Origin of the sequence: Muricoccus radiodurans (assembly GCF_050154705.1) — a bacterium.
Lineage (GTDB): Bacteria > Pseudomonadota > Alphaproteobacteria > Acetobacterales > Acetobacteraceae > Roseomonas > Roseomonas radiodurans.
On record NZ_CP189561.1, the window covers coordinates 4,665,894 to 4,684,443 of the forward strand.

An 18,550-nucleotide genomic window follows, 5' to 3' on the forward strand; every position below is an offset into this window, starting at 1 on the left:
ATGTCCTTCTTCGCGCCCCCGCCACGGATCGGAACCGAGGTTTTCACTCGCCTGCCCGACCGCTTCCGCCGCCCGCGCCCGACCGCCTGGGCCCGCTGGAACCGCGGCGGGCGCGAGATCGACAGCTTCCTGGAGGGCCCATGCTTCGACGCGGACGGCCGGCTCTACGTCACCGACATTCCCTTCGGCCGGATCTTCCGGATCTCCACGGACGGCGAATGGGAGCTGGTGGCGGAGTATGACGGCTGGCCGAACGGGCTGAAGGTCCACCCGGACGGGCACCTGCTCGTCACGGATTACCGGCGCGGCCTGCTCCGCATCGATCCCGCCACGGGCGGCGTCGTGCCGGTGCTGGAGGACGCGCGGAGCGAGGGCTTCAAGGGGCTCAACGACCTCTGCCTCGGCGCCGATGGCAGCGTCTTCTTCACCGACCAGGGGCAGACCGGGCTGCACGATCCGACGGGGCGGGTCTATCGCCTGCGCCCGGACGGGCGGCTCGACCCTTTGATCGGCACGGTGCCGAGCCCGAACGGGATCGTGGTGGCGCCCGACCTGTCGCACCTGCTCGTCGCAGTGACGCGCGCGAACCAGGTCTGGCGGCTGCCGCTCCACGGGGATGGGGCGGTGACGAAGGCCGGGATCTTCGTCCATCTCCATGGCGGCCCCGGCGGGCCGGACGGGCTGGCCTGGGACCCGGACGGGAACCTGCTGGTCGCCCATACCGGCGTCGGCACGGTCTGGCGCCTGTCGCCCCACGCCGTGCCCACCCTCGGCATCGCGTCCTGCGCGGGGATGTCCACGACGAATCTCTGCCTGGGCGGAGCCGACGGCCGCGACCTCCTCATCACGGAGAGCGAGACGGGCAGCATTCTCCGCGCCCGCCTGGAGCCGCGGCCGGAGGGTGCCTAGTCTAGGGGAATGGGCAGGAGGGCTGCATGACGGGGAAGCCGAGGCCGCGCCCGGCGCTGGAGGGGGTTGCCTCCGCGGACCGGGCGCTGACGGTGCTGTCCGCCTTCCGCAAGGGTGACCAGGCCCTCTCCCTCGCGGAGCTCGCCGCGCGGACGGGGCTGGTGAAGAGCACGATCATGCGGCTGGCGATCTCGCTGGAGGAGCACGGCTTCCTCGCGCGCGAGGGGGACGGGTCGTACCGCCTGGACGCGGAGGTGCTGCGGCTCGGGACGATCTACACTCAGTCCTTCCGGCTGGACGCGCATGTGATGCCCGTGCTGGAGGAGCTGGTCGCCCGCACCGGCGAGACCGCGGCCTTCTATGTCCGCCGCGGCGAGCAGCGCCTCTGCCTCTTCCGCGTGGACAGCCCGCATCTCCTGCGGATGCATGTTCGCGTGGGAGATGCCCTGCCGCTGGACAACTCCTCGATCGCCCAGGTCCTGCGCGCCTTCTCCCCCCGTCCGCTGCCGGCTTACACCGCGGCGCTTGAGCTGCCGATCGTCACGATGGGCGCGACCGATCCGCACACGGGGGCCATGGCGGCGCCGGTCTTCGGGCCGGGGGATGCGCTGGCGGGGGCGCTGGCGCTCTCGGCGCCGGTCATCCGCTGGACCACGGACGCCGTCGCGGCCGCCAGGCCAGTGCTTGCCGAGGCGGCGGCGGCGCTCACGCGCCGCCTGGGCGGTCACGCGCCGGAGCAGCCGCGCGCGGCGGCCGAGTGAGCCGGGTGCGGGGCCGCGTCGTCAGGCGCCCGTCACGCGCCAGATCACATCCCCCACGTCGTCCGCCATCAGCAGCGATCCATCCGGGCCCAGTGTGACGCCGACCGGCCGCCCGTAGGAGACCTTCTCGTCCGGCGCGAGGAAGCCCGACAGGATGTCGCGCGGCGGGCCGGAGGGACGGCCGTTCTCGAAGGGAATGAAGACGAGCTTGTAGCCGCTGAGCGTGCTGCGGTTCCACGAGCCGTGCTGGCCGATGGCCATGCCTTCCGGAAAGCCGGGCAGCGTGCCGGCCGGCACCCAGCACAGCCCGAGCGAGGCGGTGTGGCCGCCCAGCGCGTAGTCCGGCGTGATCGCCTTCGCCACCATCGCCGGGTCCTGCGGGACGCGGTCATCCACCACCCGGTCCCAGTAGCAGTAGGGCCAGCCGTAGAAGCCGCCCTCGACCACGGAGGTGAGATAGTCGGGCGGCGTCTCGTCGCCGAGGCCGTCGCGCTCGTTCACCACGGTCCAGAGCACGCCCGTCCGCGGTTCCCAGGCCATCCCCACCGCGTTGCGCAGCCCGCCCGCGAAGATCCGGTTGCGTCCGGTCTCCAGGTCGAGCTCCCAGATCGCGGCGCGGCCTTCCTCCTCCTCCATCCCGTTGTCGGCGATGTTGGTGAGCGAGCCGACGCCGGCGTAGAGCTTCCGCCCGTCCGGGCTCGGCAGAAGGCTGCGCGTCCAGTGCCCGCCCGGCTTGAAGTCGACGATCTTCTGGCCCGGCGCGGTGATGCGGTCGGCCCCATCCTCATAGGGGAACATCACCACGCCATCGGTGTTGCCGACGTAGAAGCGGTCGCCCAGCAGCGCCATGCCGAAGGGCTGGCTCAGATCCTCCATGAACACCTGCTGCACCTCGGCCACGCCATCGCCGTCACGGTCGCGCAGGAGGGTGATGCGGTTGGCGCTCTCGCCCGTGGCCTTGGCGCGGCGCATCGTGGCCGTGATCGCGTGGTCGAACACGTTGCGCATCTTGCTGCGCGGGATGCTGGAGGATTCGGCCACCAGCACGTCGCCATTGGGCAGCACCTGGATCCAGCGCGGATGCTTCAGGCCGCGCGCGAAGGCGTTCACCTTCAGCCCGGGGGCCGCGATCGGCGTCTGACCCTCGTCCCAGCCCCGCGCCGTGGGCATCTTCAGGGTGGGGATCGCCCCCTGCGGCTTCGCCTCCGGAATGGCCGGCGCCTCGCCCCAGGCCGGTGTCGGGTCCCCGTCCCGCATGCGCCGCAGCCGCAGGGCGGTCCCGCCGACAACAGCGACAGCGCGCGCAAGAAGGTCCGATACGTCCGGCATGTCGTCTCCGTTCATGGGGCAGAAAGGCGGCGCTGTGCGCGCATGGCGAGTGGACCATGGCCCCCCGCATCCGGGGAACCCCATCCTCTGAACGCGGGACGGTCGCGATCGGGTCGGCTGACCGTCCGGGGCTCTTCTGATAGGCTGCCGGCCTCAACGGTGAGCCCGTTCGGGACCGTCCGCGCGCCGCCGCGCCATCCCGCGCGGCGCCCGCGGAGGACGGCGTCCGGGCCAGGAGCTTCGTCACAGGCATGCAGCAGCACGGCGCGGAGAGCCACCAGGGAGAGCCGGCCCAGGCGGAAGCGGCCGGCCCCCAGGCCGCGGCGGTCCGTGCGATGCTGGCGGCGCTGGAGAGGGACGAGGACGGGCCGGCGAGGTTGCTGCGGGAGGTTCCGAACCCGGGGACCGGGGCCGCGATCCTCGTCCAGGCCGCCCGCGCCGCCCGCTACGCCGGACGGCCCGCCCTGGCGCGCCGCGCCTTCGATGCGCTGGAGCGCTGGCTCGGCGCCGCCGGCCTGCCGCTCACCGTCGACCAGCGGATGCGCCAGGCCGAGGCGCTGATGGAGGCCGGCGAGCCCGCGCGATCCGTCGAGACCCTGGATATCGGATTGCGCGAGCACGGCGACCTGCCGGCGCTTCGGCTTCAGCAGGCATTGGGGCTGCTCGCCGCCGGGGACCCGGCCGCCGCGGAAGCGGCGGCGCGGCAGGCCTTGCAGGCCGCGCCGGACGCGCTCACCGGGCCGGCGGAGGGCCTGACCCTCCGGCTGGCGCGGCGCTTCCGGGAAGTCGGCGAGGCCGGGCGCGGCCTGTCCGTGTTGCGGGCGGGAGGCGCCGCCTTCGCCCGCTCGCCCGGGCTGCATGCACAACTGGCCGAACGCCTTGCCATCGCGGGCGAGCACGCCGAGGCCGTGGAAGCCTACCGGGTGGCACTGGCCGGCCCGGGGGATGGCCGACGCGAATGGACCGGGCTGGCCCGATCCCTGCGTGCGGCCGGGGCCCCGGCCGAGGAGGTGCGGGCCGCGCTCGAGCGCGCGATCACGGCCAACCCCGCGGATCGCAGCCTCGTGGCGGATTGGCTGCTGCTGACGGGCGGCGGCGCCGACCGGATGGCCCGCCTCTGCGCCCTGCAGGATTCCACGCCGGAGCTCCTGCGCGGCGTGCTCACGCAGCTCGCCGAGGATCTGGGGAGTGCCGGTCTGCGCGCCCGCTTCCCGGATCGCGTGGCGGCCTTCCTCGAAACCTCGGCGATGCGCGCGGCGGACGCGCTCTGGACGGCCCATGGCGAGGCCCGGCCGATCGCCGGGCCCGATGCGGTGGCGGTCGCGGAATCCCGCTCGCACGATCTGAACCTGTTCTTCCTCCTTCGCAGCCCCGTGCGGCGCCTGATGGCCGTGCAGCGCCTGAGCGACGCGGAGAAGGCCGATCTCGCCGCGATCGGAATCTCCTGGCGTGACCTGCGGCTCGGCCTCCGCGACTTCCTTTCCGTCGGCTCCGAGGCCTGGGCGAGGCGGTTGGCAGAGGGCGGATTCTCCAGCGACTATGCGCGCCACCGCGTCCACCATGTCGAGCGCTTCTGCGGGTGGCAGGATCGCCTCGTGGCGGAGGGGGCGCTCGCCTTCCGGGACCCGTTCGGCGGCGGCACCTGCTACGCCGTCGATTCCTTCCTTGTCTACGGGCGCACCTGCTACCTCTTCCTCGGCACGCATCCGTTCTACCTCGTCGCGGCGGGCGGCGGCTCGAAGATGCTGTGCCTCTACGTCCCGCGCTTCGAGCTCGTGCTGGATCTCGGCGCCGCGCTGACAGACCTCCTCACCGACGCCTCGATGGCGGGCCTGCTCGGCTTCATCGCGCTGCGCCTGGCCCAGCGCGCGGAGGAGCACGACGCCGCCCTGGCGCGCGGCCCCGCGGACGCGACGCCCCGGCGGGTCATCGCCATGGTGCAGAGCGCGGAGAACTTTGCGCACCACATCTGGAACTTCTACACGGGCCTCGAGCGCATCCTGATCGCCGGCACGGAGCATCGTCTGGACCGCGTGATCTTTGGCGGCACCGAGTTCTTCGGCCCGCTCGCCGGCATCTTCCCCGAGCTCGCCAACCGCATTGTCGGGCGCGCCGACCGGGCGCCGATGGTCGATCCCTGCCCCTTCTCCATTGAGGCGCTGCTGGTCACGGTGGGTGGCTACTTCATCCCGGAGACCTTGAAGGTCCGGACCCGCCGCGCCGTCTCCACCGTTCCCCCGCGCCAGGGCGCCGTCACGCCGGAGACCGAGCCCGATTCCTGGCCGACGCTCTGGATCGGCATGCGGATGGGCGACAAGAGCTGGGTCGGCCAGGAGGCCGGCATCGTGAGGCTGCTCGAACTCCTGCTGCCCGACTACCCCGGAATGCGCGTCCTGCTCGACGGCTTCTCCTACCCGATCGGCCGGGACGAGATCACCGCCCAGTGGAGCCATGTCTGCGACCGCCTGCACGCCCTGGCAGAGACGGTCCGGGCCGCCGCGCCGGAGCCCCTGCGCGCGCCCGGCCGCATCGTGAACATGGTGGGCAACAGCCTGCGCGAGAGCGTGCTCTGGGCCGCCAGGACCGACGCGTATCTCAGCCCCGTCGGCACGACGCAGCACAAGATCGGCTGGTTCACCGCCGCGCCCGGCATCGTCTACTCCGCGCCGCGCGGGAAGAGCTTTCCGGACGAGCGCATGCCCGGCGCGTGGGAGGCCGAGCACATCCGCGTCCCGCGTTACGTCTACGGCCAGGTCGTGGCGGAGGGCGAGCGGCGCAGCCTCGGTGACCGCCGGAGCCACCTCGCTAACATCGCGCTCGACCCGGACGCCCTCGCTGGGCTGTTCCGCGAACTGCTCGGACCGGCGCGCCAGGGGTGAGCACGGTGCTGCCGACACCGCGGCCCGGTGCGACCGCTGCCGAGGCCGAGGAGGCAATCCGTGTGCTTCGCGCCCGCGCCGAGGCCGATGGCCCGGACGCCGCGACCTGCCATGGACTGATCGGCCGTTGGGAAGCGCACCGGAAGAACCCCGCGGCCGCCATCGCCGCGCTGCGCCAGGGCGGTGCCGCGCTGGAGGCGCCTTCTCCCGCGACGCCCGACTGGGCGCCGGCCGAGCTCGTCGATCTGCTCGTCGCGACGAAGGATGTCGCGACAGCGCACCGTGTGGCCCGCGCCGCCCTGGCCGATGGCCGCGACACGCCGGAACTCCGCCTCGCGCTCGCCGGCGCGCTGCTGGCCGGCGTCGAGGCCGACGATCTGCGGGAGCGGCTCGGCGACGCGATCCTGCTCCGTCCGATGGACCGCCTCCTGGTCGAGCGCGTGCTCGACCGCCTCGCGTCCACGGCCCCGGCCGACGCCTTGCTGGATTGGCTTGAGGCGCTCCAGGACACGGCGCCCGAGCCCCAGCGCGCCCTGCTGCTCACCCTGCTCGGCCGGCGCGGGGATGCGCATGTCCGCGCCCGCTTCGCCCCGCTCCTCGGCCGGGCCGCGGGCCGTCCCGACATGGCTTCTCTCGACCGTCTCTGGACGGCGTGGATCGCCGGGCGGCCGCTTCCCGCCGAAGACCTCGCCATCGCCCAGGGGGCCCATCCGGTCACGGCCGAACTCTATTTCCGCCTCGTCGCTCCCGCACCCCGGAACGTCGCGCTCTTCGGTCGGGTCGCCGAACAGGATCTCGCGCCCTTCGGTGTCGCGACGGAGGCCCTGCGCCGTTTCGCCCTGGACTTCCTCCAGCCGGGCACGGAGGCCTGGCGCGAGCGCCTGGCGACGGCGCTCCGCCTGCCCGGGCCCGACCGCCGCGTGGTCGCGAAGGCGGAGAGGGAATGCGGCTACATCGATCGCATCGTCGCCACCGCCACGTTGTCCATGGCGGACCCCTTGTCCGGCGAGCCCGTCCCCTGCGCCGACAGCTTCATCGCCTTCGGCCGTTCGATCTATGTCTTCCGGGGACTCGAGACCTTCGTCCTCATCTGCTCGGGACCCTGGGCCTCCGCCATCGGCCTGCACCTGCCCCGCCTCGGCCTCTCCATCACCTTCGGGCCCTCGGCCAACGCGGCGCTGGGTGGAGAACAGCTCGCCAACGTCCTGGTCCAGCTCCTCCGCCGCGCGATCCGCCATGCTGCCAGCCCGCCCGCTCCCTCGCCGCGCCCCGGGCCCGTCCTGTTCGTGCCGGCCACCGAGAACTTCGCCCACCACCTCTGGAACTTCTATTCGGCCATCGAGCGCCTCGCCGTCACGGGCCTGATCGATCGCCTGTCTCGCGTCATCTTCTTCGGCACCGAGTTCTTCGGGCCGCTGGAGGAGCTCTTCCCCGAGCTGGCCCGCATCGGCGTGGAGCGTCCTCCGAAGAACAACGTCTCGGACCCCGCGCCGCTGGATCCGCGCAGCATCGTCGTGCGCAGCGGCGGCTACTGGATTCCCGCCAGCCTCTCCCGCCGCGTCATCGCCGCCATGCAGCGGCGGCCACGCGCGATCCCGGACGCCGTCGAGCCCGCGGACATCGCGCGCGACGCCGCGGCGCCGGTCGTCTGGATCGGCATGCGGATGCAGGACAAGGCCTGGGCGGAGCAGGAAACCGGCATCCTCCACATCATCACGCGTCTCCGCGCCGCGCATCCTGGGACCACGATCCTGCTCGACGGCTATTCCTACCCGGTCGGGATCGACAACATTTCCCACCAGTGGGAGCCGGTGATCGCGGGGCTGCGCGCCATCGGCGAGCGCATCCGGGCCGCCGCCGGCCCGGCCTCCCCGGTCGTCAACATGGTCGGCAACTCCCTGCGCGAGAGCGTTCTCTGGGCACGGGAGGTGGACGTCTATCTCGCGCCCTTCGGCACGACGCAGCACAAGGTCGGCTGGTTCACCGACGCGCCCGGAATCGTCTACGTCCCGCCGGGCATCGGGCTGGTCAAGGCGGCCCGTTCCCCGGGCGCCATCGCGGCGGAGATCAGTACCATCCCACACTTCATCCTCGGCGAGCCCGCCTCCGCCGGGGAGCGCCGCGGCCTGAACCGGAACCGCGAGCGACAGGTCAACATGTCGCTCGATCCGGACCGGCTCGCCGATCTCCTGCTCCAGCAGTTGGCCGCACGTCGTGCCCGAAGCCCAGGCTCTTGAACGCCGGCCGGACATGCGCCTGATGTGTCGTCTGAGGCACGATCCGCGTTGTCCTGCCCCGGAGCTGGCCATGCCGCGATTCCGGGCGTTCGCCGAACGGCGCGTGTCATGACGGCACTGTCCGGTTGGACCGGACGTTTCTCCCGTGTAGCGTTCTCGCGGGAACCGCTGGAGACACGGGATGGCGCGGATACAGGGGACCGGGCTCGGTAACGTCATCATTGCTCCGGATGAAACCAACGCGGACGTCGCCGAGTACGACAGCCCTGATATCCCTGACCTTACCCTGGGCGGCCTCTATGGCGGCGGAGGCGACGACAGCATCACGGGCGGCGACTGGGTGGACCGCATCTCCGGCCACACCGGCGATGACACGATCCTCGGCGGCGGGGGGAGTGACGCCCTGAGCCAGGAAAGCTACCCGAACGGTGACCCGGGCTACTTCGAGCTGACCGTGGCCGGCGGGCTCTATGGCGGCGAGGGAAATGACCGGATCGACGGGGAGGCGGGCGCCGATCTTGTGGTCGGCGGCAATGGCAACGACACGCTGCTGGGAGGGGAGAGCGATGACGCTCCCACCGGCCGGTACAACTATCTTGAGGAATACGGCCAGATTACGGACACATCGGCCTCGGTCCAGGCGGGGCTGCGCGGCGATCGGGGCAACGACTCGCTCGATGGTGGGAACGGTATCGACCTTCTCCTCGGCGGCGACGGCGACGACATCCTGATCGGCGGCGCGGGAGACGACGCCGAGTTCAGCATGAATTTCCGGGCCTACAACGACGACAGCGGCTACTTCGAGGTCCTGAGTACCGCGACGCGGGGAGGATTGAGCGGCGGGGCGGGCAGCGACACGCTGTCCGGCGGGGAGGGCACCGACCTGCTGCGGGGCGGCGGGGGAAATGACCTGCTGTATGGCGGAGTAGGCGACGACCGCCCGTCGCTGCAGGTGCGGTCCTCCGGTGACACGTGGTTCGGCGCCTCGCGGCGGACGGAGGTGGTGGCGGGCCTGCATGGCGGCGCGGGCGACGACAGGCTGTTCGGCGAGGCCGGGGACGACCTGCTGCACGGCGACGGCGAGAACGACATGCTGTCGGGCGGGGCCGGCAACGACACGCTGGCGGGACAATCGGGCGCGGACGTCTTCCTCTTCGACGCGGCGTTGAACGCCGGCACGAATGTCGACGCGATCATGGGCTTCCGCGCGGGCGAAGACGCGATCTGGCTCGACGGCGACATCTTCGCGGGGCTTGGTCTGGGTCCCCTGGCGGCGAGCGCCTTCCACGCGGGGCGGGGTCTCGTCGCGGCGGGCTCCGCGGAGGATCGGATCCTGTTCGACAAGGCGACCGGGACGCTCTTCTTCGACCCGGACGGAAGCGGGGAGGCCGACGCGCCGGTCGCCTTCGCCGTGCTCGATCAGTCCTTCTCGACCCTGGGCGCGGCCGACTTCATCGTGGTCTGAGCCACAGGGCTCGTCCGGGAGAGGCTGGACGAGGCTGGCACCCGCCTCCCCGTCGCTCCCCCGTCGGGGATGACCGCTACTGGCGCTCGATGCCGCCGGAGAGCGCGACGTCCCGCCACAGCGCGGTCTCCTCCCCGATCAGCCGCGCGAAGGCGTCGGGTTCCAGGCCGCCGGGCTCCGAGCCGACGCTGGTCAGGAAGGATTTGAAGTCCTCGGTCGCGATGGCCCGCAGCATCTCCGCGTGCAGGCGCGCGACGATCGGCTCCGGCGTGCCGCGCGGGGCGGCGAGGCCGTACCAGCTGACCACGCCGTATCCGGGCAGGCCGGCCTCCGCGAAGGTGGGCGTGTTCGGCAGGGCGGCGACGCGGCTGTTGCCGCTGATCGCCAGGGGCCGGAGCTGCCCGCCCTGCAGGCTGCCGAGGGCCGAGCCGATCGAGACGATCACCGCGTCCACCGTGCCCGACAGCACCGCGAGCACCGCCTCGTTCGCGCCGCGGAAGGGCACGTGGAACAGCTTCGTCCCGGAGGCGCGCTCGAAGGCGACGGTGGCGAAGTGCGGGGCGCTGCCATTGCCGCCGGTGCCGTAGCTGATGCGGTCCGGCTGCGCCTTCGCCGCGGCGATGAAACCGGCGAGGTCCCGGTGGGGCGAGTTGGCGGCGACGCCGAGGAAGAGCGGCGACACCGCCGCGATTGAGATGGGCCGGAAGGCGGTCGGCTGGTCGAAGGGCAGCCGGCTGAAGAGGTAGGGCAGGGTGGCGTAGGAGTTGTCGATGCAGAGCAGGGTGTGCCCGTCCGGCGCGGCGCGGGCCACCTCGGCGGCGCCGATGGAGCCGGTGGCGCCGGGGCGGTTCTCGATGACGAAGGGCTGGCCCATCTGCTCGGAGAGCCGCGCGCCCAGGCGGCGCGCCGTGCTGTCCACGCCGCCGCCCGCGGACCAGCACACCACCACCCGCACGGGTCGCGTGGGATAGGCGGGCTGCGCGGCGGCGGGGCGCCCCGGCGCCGGCAGCGCGAGCCCGGCGCCGGCTGCCAGCCATCCGCGGCGGGTGGTGCCCGCGCCGTTCATGCGCTGTCCGGTCATGGCCGCTCCCCTCCCGCTTGCATCAAGTTCCGAGCGCCCGGGGCACGATCTTCCGTGCCGCCAGGATCGGGGCGCTCTCCGGCTGCAGCAGCCCGCAGCCGCCGGCGATGGACCACCAGAGATGGTCGGCCCGCTGCACGATGAGGCATTCCAGGCTGCGGATGAGGTTCTCGCCCTCCAGCGAGTGGGCGAGGGCGATGTGCGCCACCTCCTCCGGCAGGCCGGCGGCGATGCAGAGATGGGCGCCGTAGACGGGGTGCCGCATCGGCGGCAGTCCGGACCCGGACGGGTCGGCGGTCCAGCGCGCGCGGTTGCCGGGATCGAACTCCCAGGCCTTGCCCACGTCGTGCAGCAGGCCGCCGGCGAGGACGATGTCGCGATCGATGCGGACGCCCTCGTCCATGCCGGCGAACTCGTCCATCAGGGCCAGCGCGATCCGCGTCACGCCGCGAAGATGCGTCGCCTGCGTGCCGCGCCGAAGGGCGAACATGCCGGGATTGGCCTCCCCGGGAATGTCGGAGACGCGGTGGAAGGCGGTTTCCGACAGGGCGAGGCACCACGCCTCCACGCTCTTCCGGCGCAGCTCCTCGTTCCCGAGGTCGGCGAGCTCGGGCAGGTCTTCCAGCACGCCGTCGCGCATGGCGGCGGTGATCTCGCGCCGCGGCCGTCGGTCGAGAAAGTTCATGCTGCGCTCCCGCTACTCGAGGACGATGCCGAGGTCGCGCGTCACCTGGCCCCATTTCGTGATCTCGGCGCCGATGAAGGCGGCGTACTCGGCCGGGCTGCCCGCGCCGGGGACGTAGCCGCTCGCCGCGAAGCGCTCGCGCAGCGCGGGATCGGCCAGGGCCTCGGCGATGGCGGCGTGCAGGCGCGTCACGATCTCGGCCGGCGTGCCGGCCGGGGCGGAGATCCCCATCCAGCCGACGGCGGAGAAGCCGGGCACGCCCTCCTCGGCGATCGTCGGCGCGTCGGGGTAGAGGCCGCTGCGCTGCTCGCTCGTCACGGTCAGCACGCGCAGGCGCCCCGCCCGCACATGCGGCAGCGGGATGTCCACGTTGATCATCACCACGGGCACTTGCCCCGCCAGCACATCGGTGATGGCCGGCGCGGCGCCGCGATAGGGGACGTGCAGCATCTCGAAGCCGGCCGCCCGCATCAGCATGGCCATGGCGAGATGCCCGGAGGAACCGCTGCCCGGGCTGGCATAGGCGATCGCGCCGGGACGCGCCCGCGCCATCCGCAGCAGGTCCTGGAAGCTCCGCGCCGGATGGTCGGTGGCGACGACCAGCGCGTTCGGCACCGAGGCGAGCTGCGCCACATGCGCGAAGGAGGTGCGGGAGTCATACGGCATCTGCGCGTAGAGGCCGTGGTTCATCGCGTTCTGCCCGTTGCCGGACACCAGCAGCGTGTAGCCATCCGGCGCCGCGCGCGCGACCGCGGTGGCGCCGATGTTGCCGTTCGCGCCGGGGCGATTATCCACCACGAAGGGCTGCCCGAGGCTGCGGGACAGATGCTGCGCGACGAGGCGCGCCACGACGTCGTTGCTGCCCCCCGGCGGGAAGGGCACGACCAGCGACACCGGGCGGTCCGGCCAAGCCGCCAGCGCCGGCCCGGCCGCGGTGACCAGCATCGGGGCGGCCAGCATCAGGGCGGAGAGCGCGCCGCGCCGGCCCAGCCTGGGCATCGCGGCTCCGCGCGGGACGGGGCCGGGCGCCTCGTCATCGTTCGGGAGGGCGGGAACCGGCCGGCGGTCTGGTGCGGCAAGCGTCACGTCACATCCTCCCTGCGGGCTTCTGCGGCCGTTCATGGCCCGCCCTTCCGGCCATTTGGCCGTGCCGTTTGGATGTGTGCAAATACCGAGATGCGCAGACATCATGCGGTCCGGTTATGAACCCCGACCTGCGGGAGCTGGAGGTGTTCCGGCGCGTCATGGAACTCGGCAGCGTCACGGCCGCGGCCGCCGCGCTGAACGTCTCCCAGCCCGCGGTGAGCCGGACGCTCGCCCAGGCGGAGCATCGCCTCGGCTTCCCGCTCTTCACCCGGCAGAGAAAGCGCCTGATCCCGACCGCCGAGGCGCAGGCGATGTTCCCGGAGACGCTGCGCGCCTTCGCCGCGCTGGACGTCGTGCGCCGCCTGGCCGAGGACCTGCGGGCCGGCCGGGCCGGCGTCCTGACCGTCGCGACCATTCCCTCCCTGGCCAATGCGGTGCTGCCGGAGGCCATCCACCGCTTCCGGCTGCTGCGGCCCGAGGCGTCCGTCGCGCTCCACACCTACTCCGCGCATGAGGTGGCGCTGCTCGTCGCCGGGCACCGGGCCGATCTGGGACTCGTGATCGGCCCCGTGGCGACGGAGGGGCTGGTCGTTCAGGACCTCCGGGCCACCGAGGTCGTCTGCGTGCTGCCGCCGGATCACCCGCTGGCGGCGCGGCCGGCGATCGGGCCGCGGGACCTGGCGGATGTCCCGCTGATCTGCCCCGGACGCCACCTGGTGATCGGCGAGGGCGTGGCCCGCGCCTTCGCCGAGGCGGAGGTGCCGCTCCGCATCGGCGTGGAGGTGCCGCAATCGATGATGGCCTGCGCGCTGGTGCGGTCCGGCGCCGGGATCGCGCTGCTGGACGGCTTCGGCCTGGCCGGGGCCCGGGCATCCGACCTCGTCAGCCGTCCGTTCCGCCCGGCCATCCCCAGCGTGGCGCGGCTGCTGCGCGCGCGGCTCCGGCCGCTGCCGCGCCTGGCGCAGGAGTTCGTCCAGTCGCTGCACGGCAGCCTGGGCGTCGGCGTGCCGGTCTCCGCCGACCGGCGCGGCAGGGCCCAGAGGTCGCCGCTCCCGCCGACGGCCGCCTGGGACGGGGAGGCCCACGCCGAGCGAACGCCACGGGGCCCTGAGGGCGGTTGCGCGATCGGGGAGGGGCGGACGGGTCCCGCCGCCTAGAACTCCTCCCAGCCCTCCTCCGTGACCGGCCGGCGCGCGGCGCGGCCACCGGCCGTTCCGTGGACGACCTTCAGCACGGGCGCCTTGGCCGGGACCGACGGCTGAGCGGCCATCGGCTTTCCGCGCCGCAGGGGCGCGACGTTGGAGGCCGTGCCGTCGCCGGGCGGGCGCCCGGTCTGGAAGCGATCGGTGAGGACCGTGAGAGCCTCCGCCTCCTGCCGGAGGGCATGGCTGGCGGCGGTGCTCTGCTCGACCATGGCGGCGTTCTGCTGGGTCACCTGGTCCATCTGGTTCACCGCCGTGTTCACCTCGGCGAGCGCCGTCGACTGCTCCTGCGCGGAGGCGGCGATGTCGGCCACCAGCCCGTTCACCTCGGCAACCTGGACGACGATGCGGCCCAGCGCCTGGCCGGTCTCGCCGACGAGCCGCACGCCCTCTCCCACCTCCTGGGTGGAGGCGGAGATGAGCGCCTTGATCTCCTTGGCGGCATCCGCCGAGCGCTGGGCGAGCGCCCGCACCTCGGAGGCGACCACCGCGAAGCCGCGGCCGGCCTCCCCGGCGCGGGCCGCCTCCACGCCCGCGTTCAGCGCGAGAAGATTCGTCTGGAAGGCGATCTCGTCGATCACGCCGATGATCTGGCCGATCTCGCCCGCCGACTTCTCGATGGCGCCCATGGCGGTCACGGCGTCCTGCACCACCCGTCCCGAGCGCTGCGCGTCCTCCCCGGCGCGGGAGGCCACCTCCCGGGCATGGCCCGCGCCCTCGGCGGTCTTGCGGACAGTGGCGGTCACCTGGTCCAGCGCGGCGGCGGTCTCCTCCAGGCTCGCGGCCTGCTGCTCGGTGCGGCGGGACAGGTCGTCGGCGGCCTGCCCGATCTCGCCCGTGCCGGTGCGGATCGCCTGGGCGCTGTCCACCACCGCCTGCATCGCCTGCTGCAACTGGCCGATCGCGGCGTTGAAGTTGGCGCGCAGCCCCTCGTACTCGGCCGGGAAGGCGCGCTCCAGGCGGCAGGTCAGGTCGCCGGCGGCCAGCCGCTCCAGGCCGGTGCCCACCGCCTCCACCACGGCGGCCTGGGCCGCGGCGGCCTCGGCCCGGGCGGCCTCGTTCCCGCGGCGCTCGGCCTCGGCCGCGCGCCGCTGCTCCGTTGTCTCGCCCTCCAGCCGCAGCTTCTCCACCGCGGCGTCCTTGAACACCTGGACGGCGTCGGCCATCTGGCCGACCTCGTCCCGGCGGCCGACGCCCGGCACCGCCACCGCGTGGTCGCCGGCGGCGAGGCGCCGCATGGCCTCCGTCATGGCGGCCAGCGGCGCCGCGATCGCGCGCGTCAGCAACCAGGCCATGAGCAGCGCGAGCATCGTCGCGACGAGGATGCCGCCCAGCAGCACGGCGGTGGTGAGGAAGGAGGCGCGGTCGATGGCCGCCTCGTTCCGGCGGGTCTCCTGCGCGGTCAGGGCGCGGACCTCGGCCAGGATGGCGCGGATGCGGGCGACGCGGGCGCCGGAGACGAAGGTCGCGGCCTCCGCGCGGGTCTCGGGGTTCCGGGCAAGGGCGATCTGTCGGTCCAGGGACTGGGTCCGCCACTCGCGAGCTTCCGCGTCCGCCGCGTCCACGCGGGACCGCAAAGCGGGATGGTCCTCGAGCTCGCGCAGTCGGGCGAGGGCCCGGGCGTACTCCGCCTGCGCCTCCTCCACGTCGCGCAGGAAGTTCGGCATGCCGCTGATGACAAGGCCGCGGGCGGCGTTCTGCTGGGCGAGGATGGCGGTCAGCATGGCATCGGCCTGGACCGCGACCTCGCTGCTCCGTCGGTCGGCGGTGATCGCGCTGTCGATCGAGCGCAGGCTCGTGAACACCCCGCCCCCAACGATCAGCAGCGGCAGGATGAGCAGCGCGAAGGCGAGCGCCAGCTTCCGGCCGACGCGAAGGTTCGAGACGAAGTGCATGGTCCGGGGTTCCTGCGGAGGATCCATGCATGCGGGCGAGAATTCGGCTGCGTGGACCTCCGATGCGGGAGGTCTCTCACACCCAGGTTGCCGAGAGGCTAATCCCGGAGGGGGAGGCGGGGCGGGCCAGGGCCGGAGCGGCGCTGGCTGACGCAGTGGCTCCCTTCCGCCCCGGCGTGCCGGCCGCGCGCAACCCTTCGACGCCGATCAGGGAAGCCGTGGCAGGGCTCGGGGCCCGTCAGAAGGGCCGGCGCAGCCTCGTCCCGCGGTGGGCCCGCTGCATCCCTTCCCCCGTGCGGCGACCGACGGCGATGTTCCTTATCGGGCCGGACCCATGGCGGGTTCCGTCGCCACGTCGCCGAGCAGGCGTTGCAGGGCATAGGGAAGGATCCCACCGGCGCGCAGCCAGATGGCTTCCTGCTGGGTGTCCACGCGGCAGAGGAGATCGAGCGCCTCCTCCCGCCCGTCGGCGCGGCGGATGCGGGCGGCGATGCGTCGGCCGGGCTGGAAGCCGTCCAGCGGGTCCGCGATGTCGAAGACCTCGCTCCCGTCCAGGCCGAGCGTCGCGGCCGTCACGCCGGGCGGGAACTGGAAGGGCAGCACGCCCATGCCGACGAGGTTGGAGCGGTGGATGCGCTCGAAGCCCTCCGCGATGACGGCGCGGATGCCGAGGAGACGCGTGCCCTTCGCCGCCCAGTCGCGGGAGGAGCCGTTGCCGTAGTTCTTGCCCGCGACCACCACCAGCGGCACGCCCTCGGCGCGGTACCGCTCCGCGGCCTCGAACACCGTCATGTCGGCGCCATCCGGCATGTGGCGGGTCTGGCCGCCCTCCGTGCCGGGGGCCAGGAGGTTGCGCAGGCGCGGATTGGCGAAGGTGCCGCGGATCATCACCTCGTGGTTCGCGCGGCGGCCGATATAGGTGCCGAACTCCTTCGGCGTGAGCCCGTGCGCGATGAGGTACCGGCCGGCCGGCGTCGTCGGCGGGATCAGCCCGCCCGGCGAGATGTGGTCGGTGGTGACGTTGTCGCCGAGGAGGAGGAGCGGCCGGGCGCCGTGGATGGCGCCGGCGGGGGCGGATTCCACCGGGTCCAGGAAGGGCGGCCGGCGGATGGAGAGGCTGGCCGGATCCCAGTCGAGGCGCGGCCCCTCCGCGACCGGCAGCGCCGCCCATTCCGGCCCGCCATCGGCGAGGGCGCCGTAGATGTGGCGGAAGAGGTCGGCGCCGAGGCTGGCCTCCATCACCGTGCGGATCTCCGCATCCGTCGGCCAGAGGTCGCGCAGGAAGACGGGCGCGCCCGCCGCGTCCAGGCCCAGCGGTTCCGCCGTGAGGTCGCGCAGCGCCGTGCCGGCGATGGCGTAGGCGATGACCAGGGGCGGGGAGGCGAGATAGGTGCCGCGGATCTGCGGGTTCAGCCGCCCCTCGAAGTTCCGGTTCGTCGAGATGACGCCGAGGGCGACGAGGTCACCCGCTGCGATCTCCTCCGACACGGAGGGGAGCAAGGGGCCGGCGCCGCTGCCGCAGGTCATGCAGCCATAGCCGATGACGTGGAAGCCTGTCTCCGCCAGCGGCGCCAGCAGCCCGGCGCGCTCCAGCATCGCGGTGACGACGCGCGATCCCGGGGAGATGGAGGCCTTCACCCAGGGCCGGGCACGCAGCCCACGGCCCGCGGCGTTGCGCGCCAGCAGCCCCGCCGCGACGATCTGGAAGGGATTGGCCGTGTTGGTGCAGGAGGCGATGGCGGCGATCGCCACGTCGCCGTGGCGTAGCGGGCGCGGCGCCGTGTCGGCGGGCGGGGCGGGCGGATCGCCGATGCGCGCGGCGAAGGCGCGGCGGAAGCTCTCCGGCACGCCGGAGAGCGGCACGCGGTCCTCCGGGCGGCTGGGGCCGGCCAGGGACGGCTCCACCGCGCCGAGGTCGAAGTCCACCACGCGCGGGTAGGCGGGCGGCGCGTCGCCGGGCGCCCGCCAGAGGCCCTGGGCGCGCGCATAGGCTTCCACCAGCGCGACCTGTGCCGGGTCGCGCCCGGTTTCCGCGAGGTAGCGCACCGCCTCCGCGTCGAGTGGGAAGAAGGCCATGGTGGCGCCGTACTCGGCGGCCATGTTGGCGAGCGTCGCGCGGTCCGGCAGCGACAGCGCGTCCAGGCCGGGGCCGAAGAACTCCACCATCGCGCCCACCACCTCGGCGCGGCGCAGCACCTGGGTCAGGGTCAGCACGATGTCCGTCACCAGCACACCGGGCGCGGCGCGGCCGGTCAGGCGGCATCCCACCACCTCCGGCACCGGGAGCGAGACGGGCTGGCCGAGCAGGGCCGTCATCGCCTCGATGCCCCCGACCCCCCAGCCGAGCACGCCGAGGGCGTTGATCATCGGCGTGTGGCTGTCCGTGCCGACGAGCGTGTCCGGGAAGGCGAGGCGCCGCCCGTCCCGCTCCGCCGTCATCACCCCGTGGGCGAGGTATTCGAGGTTGACGTGGTGGACGATGCCGTTGCCCGGCGGCACCACGCGCAGGTTGGCGACCTGCGACATGGCCCAGCGCACCACCGAGTAGCGCTCCTTGTTGCGCTCCATCTCCCGCCGGAGATTGGCGGAGAAGGCCTCGGGCGAGCCGGTGAACTCCGCGGTGACGGAGTGGTCCAGCACGAGGTCCACGGGGATGCCGGGATTGGCACGGCGCGGGTCGAGGCCGCGCGCGGCCATCGCGTCCCGCAGCATCGCGAGATCGATCAGCAGCGGGATGCCGGAAGAATCCGGCATCAGCACGCGGGCGGGGTAGAAGTCGATCTCCCGCGCGGCGTCGCCGCCCTGGGGCCAGCGGGCCAGCGCCTCGATCTGTTCCGCCGTGACGACCACGCCGTCCTCGTGGCGCAGCAGGTTCTCCACCAGCACGCGGAGCGAGAAGGGCAGGCGCGAGAGGTCCAGGCCCAGCCGCGCCCCGAGGGCGGGAAGGCTGAAGTAATCGAAGGACGCGTCACCGACCTGGATCTGGCGCAGCGTGCCGAAGCTGTCCCGCGGCACGGCGCG

The 18,550-nt window shown here is 73.2% G+C and carries 12 protein-coding genes; 6 read left to right on the top strand and 6 right to left on the bottom strand.

Features of this window, described 5'->3' with window-relative positions:
- Positions 1 to 909: an SMP-30/gluconolactonase/LRE family protein gene (locus ACP6CK_RS21915; RefSeq protein WP_426955437.1), complete on the top strand. Its 909-nt coding sequence runs from the start codon at positions 1 to 3 to the stop codon at positions 907 to 909.
- Between the two features lie 26 nt (positions 910 to 935).
- Entirely contained in the window at positions 936 to 1,670 is a 735-nt protein-coding gene (locus ACP6CK_RS21920) for an IclR family transcriptional regulator (protein ID WP_426955438.1), read from the top strand.
- A gap of 21 nt (positions 1,671 to 1,691) precedes the next feature.
- Here the strand turns inward: ACP6CK_RS21920 and ACP6CK_RS21925 are convergent, their stop codons facing one another.
- Positions 1,692 to 2,999, bottom strand: coding sequence for a PQQ-dependent sugar dehydrogenase (locus ACP6CK_RS21925; protein WP_426955439.1), 1,308 nt, complete (start codon positions 2,997 to 2,999; stop codon positions 1,692 to 1,694).
- Between the two features lie 251 nt (positions 3,000 to 3,250).
- On the opposite strand from ACP6CK_RS21925, the gene ACP6CK_RS21930 reads away from it, so the two are divergent.
- The 3 genes from ACP6CK_RS21930 to ACP6CK_RS21940 all read left to right on the top strand — a co-directional run bounded on the left by ACP6CK_RS21930 (position 3,251) and on the right by ACP6CK_RS21940 (position 9,580).
- Entirely contained in the window at positions 3,251 to 5,878 is a 2,628-nt protein-coding gene (locus ACP6CK_RS21930; RefSeq protein WP_426955440.1) for a hypothetical protein, read from the top strand.
- A 62-nt stretch (positions 5,879 to 5,940) separates the two neighbouring features.
- Positions 5,941 to 8,115 (top strand): hypothetical protein, encoded by a 2,175-nt coding sequence (locus tag ACP6CK_RS21935; RefSeq protein WP_426955441.1) that lies wholly within the window; start codon positions 5,941 to 5,943, stop codon positions 8,113 to 8,115.
- Between the two features lie 181 nt (positions 8,116 to 8,296).
- Positions 8,297 to 9,580 carry a calcium-binding protein gene (locus ACP6CK_RS21940; protein WP_426955442.1) on the top strand — a complete coding sequence of 428 codons (1,284 nt, stop codon included), beginning with the start codon at positions 8,297 to 8,299 and terminating at the stop codon, positions 9,578 to 9,580.
- 76 nt (positions 9,581 to 9,656) lie between these two features.
- Here the strand turns inward: ACP6CK_RS21940 and ACP6CK_RS21945 are convergent, their stop codons facing one another.
- From ACP6CK_RS21945 to ACP6CK_RS21955, 3 genes are read right to left on the bottom strand one after another with little or no spacing between them, the layout of a single operon-like run.
- Positions 9,657 to 10,661 (bottom strand): Bug family tripartite tricarboxylate transporter substrate binding protein, encoded by a 1,005-nt coding sequence (locus ACP6CK_RS21945; RefSeq protein ID WP_426955443.1) that lies wholly within the window; start codon positions 10,659 to 10,661, stop codon positions 9,657 to 9,659.
- Positions 10,662 to 10,683: 22 nt separating this feature from the next.
- A complete protein-coding gene (locus ACP6CK_RS21950; protein ID WP_426955444.1) occupies positions 10,684 to 11,346 on the bottom strand; it encodes an HD domain-containing protein in 663 nt (220 codons plus the stop codon).
- Between the two features lie 12 nt (positions 11,347 to 11,358).
- Positions 11,359 to 12,345: a Bug family tripartite tricarboxylate transporter substrate binding protein gene (locus ACP6CK_RS21955; RefSeq protein WP_426955445.1), complete on the bottom strand. Its 987-nt coding sequence runs from the start codon at positions 12,343 to 12,345 to the stop codon at positions 11,359 to 11,361.
- 203 nt (positions 12,346 to 12,548) lie between these two features.
- Here ACP6CK_RS21955 and ACP6CK_RS21960 point away from each other — a divergent pair, with 203 nt between their 5' ends.
- Entirely contained in the window at positions 12,549 to 13,589 is a 1,041-nt protein-coding gene (locus ACP6CK_RS21960; RefSeq protein ID WP_426955446.1) for a LysR substrate-binding domain-containing protein, read from the top strand.
- Here the strand turns inward: ACP6CK_RS21960 and ACP6CK_RS21965 are convergent.
- Positions 13,586 to 15,529 carry a HAMP domain-containing methyl-accepting chemotaxis protein gene (locus ACP6CK_RS21965; protein WP_426955447.1) on the bottom strand — a complete coding sequence of 648 codons (1,944 nt, stop codon included), beginning with the start codon at positions 15,527 to 15,529 and terminating at the stop codon, positions 13,586 to 13,588. The two genes, ACP6CK_RS21960 and ACP6CK_RS21965, sit on opposite strands and share 4 nt — an antisense overlap.
- A 318-nt stretch (positions 15,530 to 15,847) precedes the next feature.
- Positions 15,848 to 18,544 (bottom strand): aconitate hydratase AcnA, encoded by a 2,697-nt coding sequence (gene acnA / locus ACP6CK_RS21970; RefSeq protein WP_426955448.1) that lies wholly within the window; start codon positions 18,542 to 18,544, stop codon positions 15,848 to 15,850.
- Positions 18,545 to 18,550: the final 6 nt, after the last annotated feature.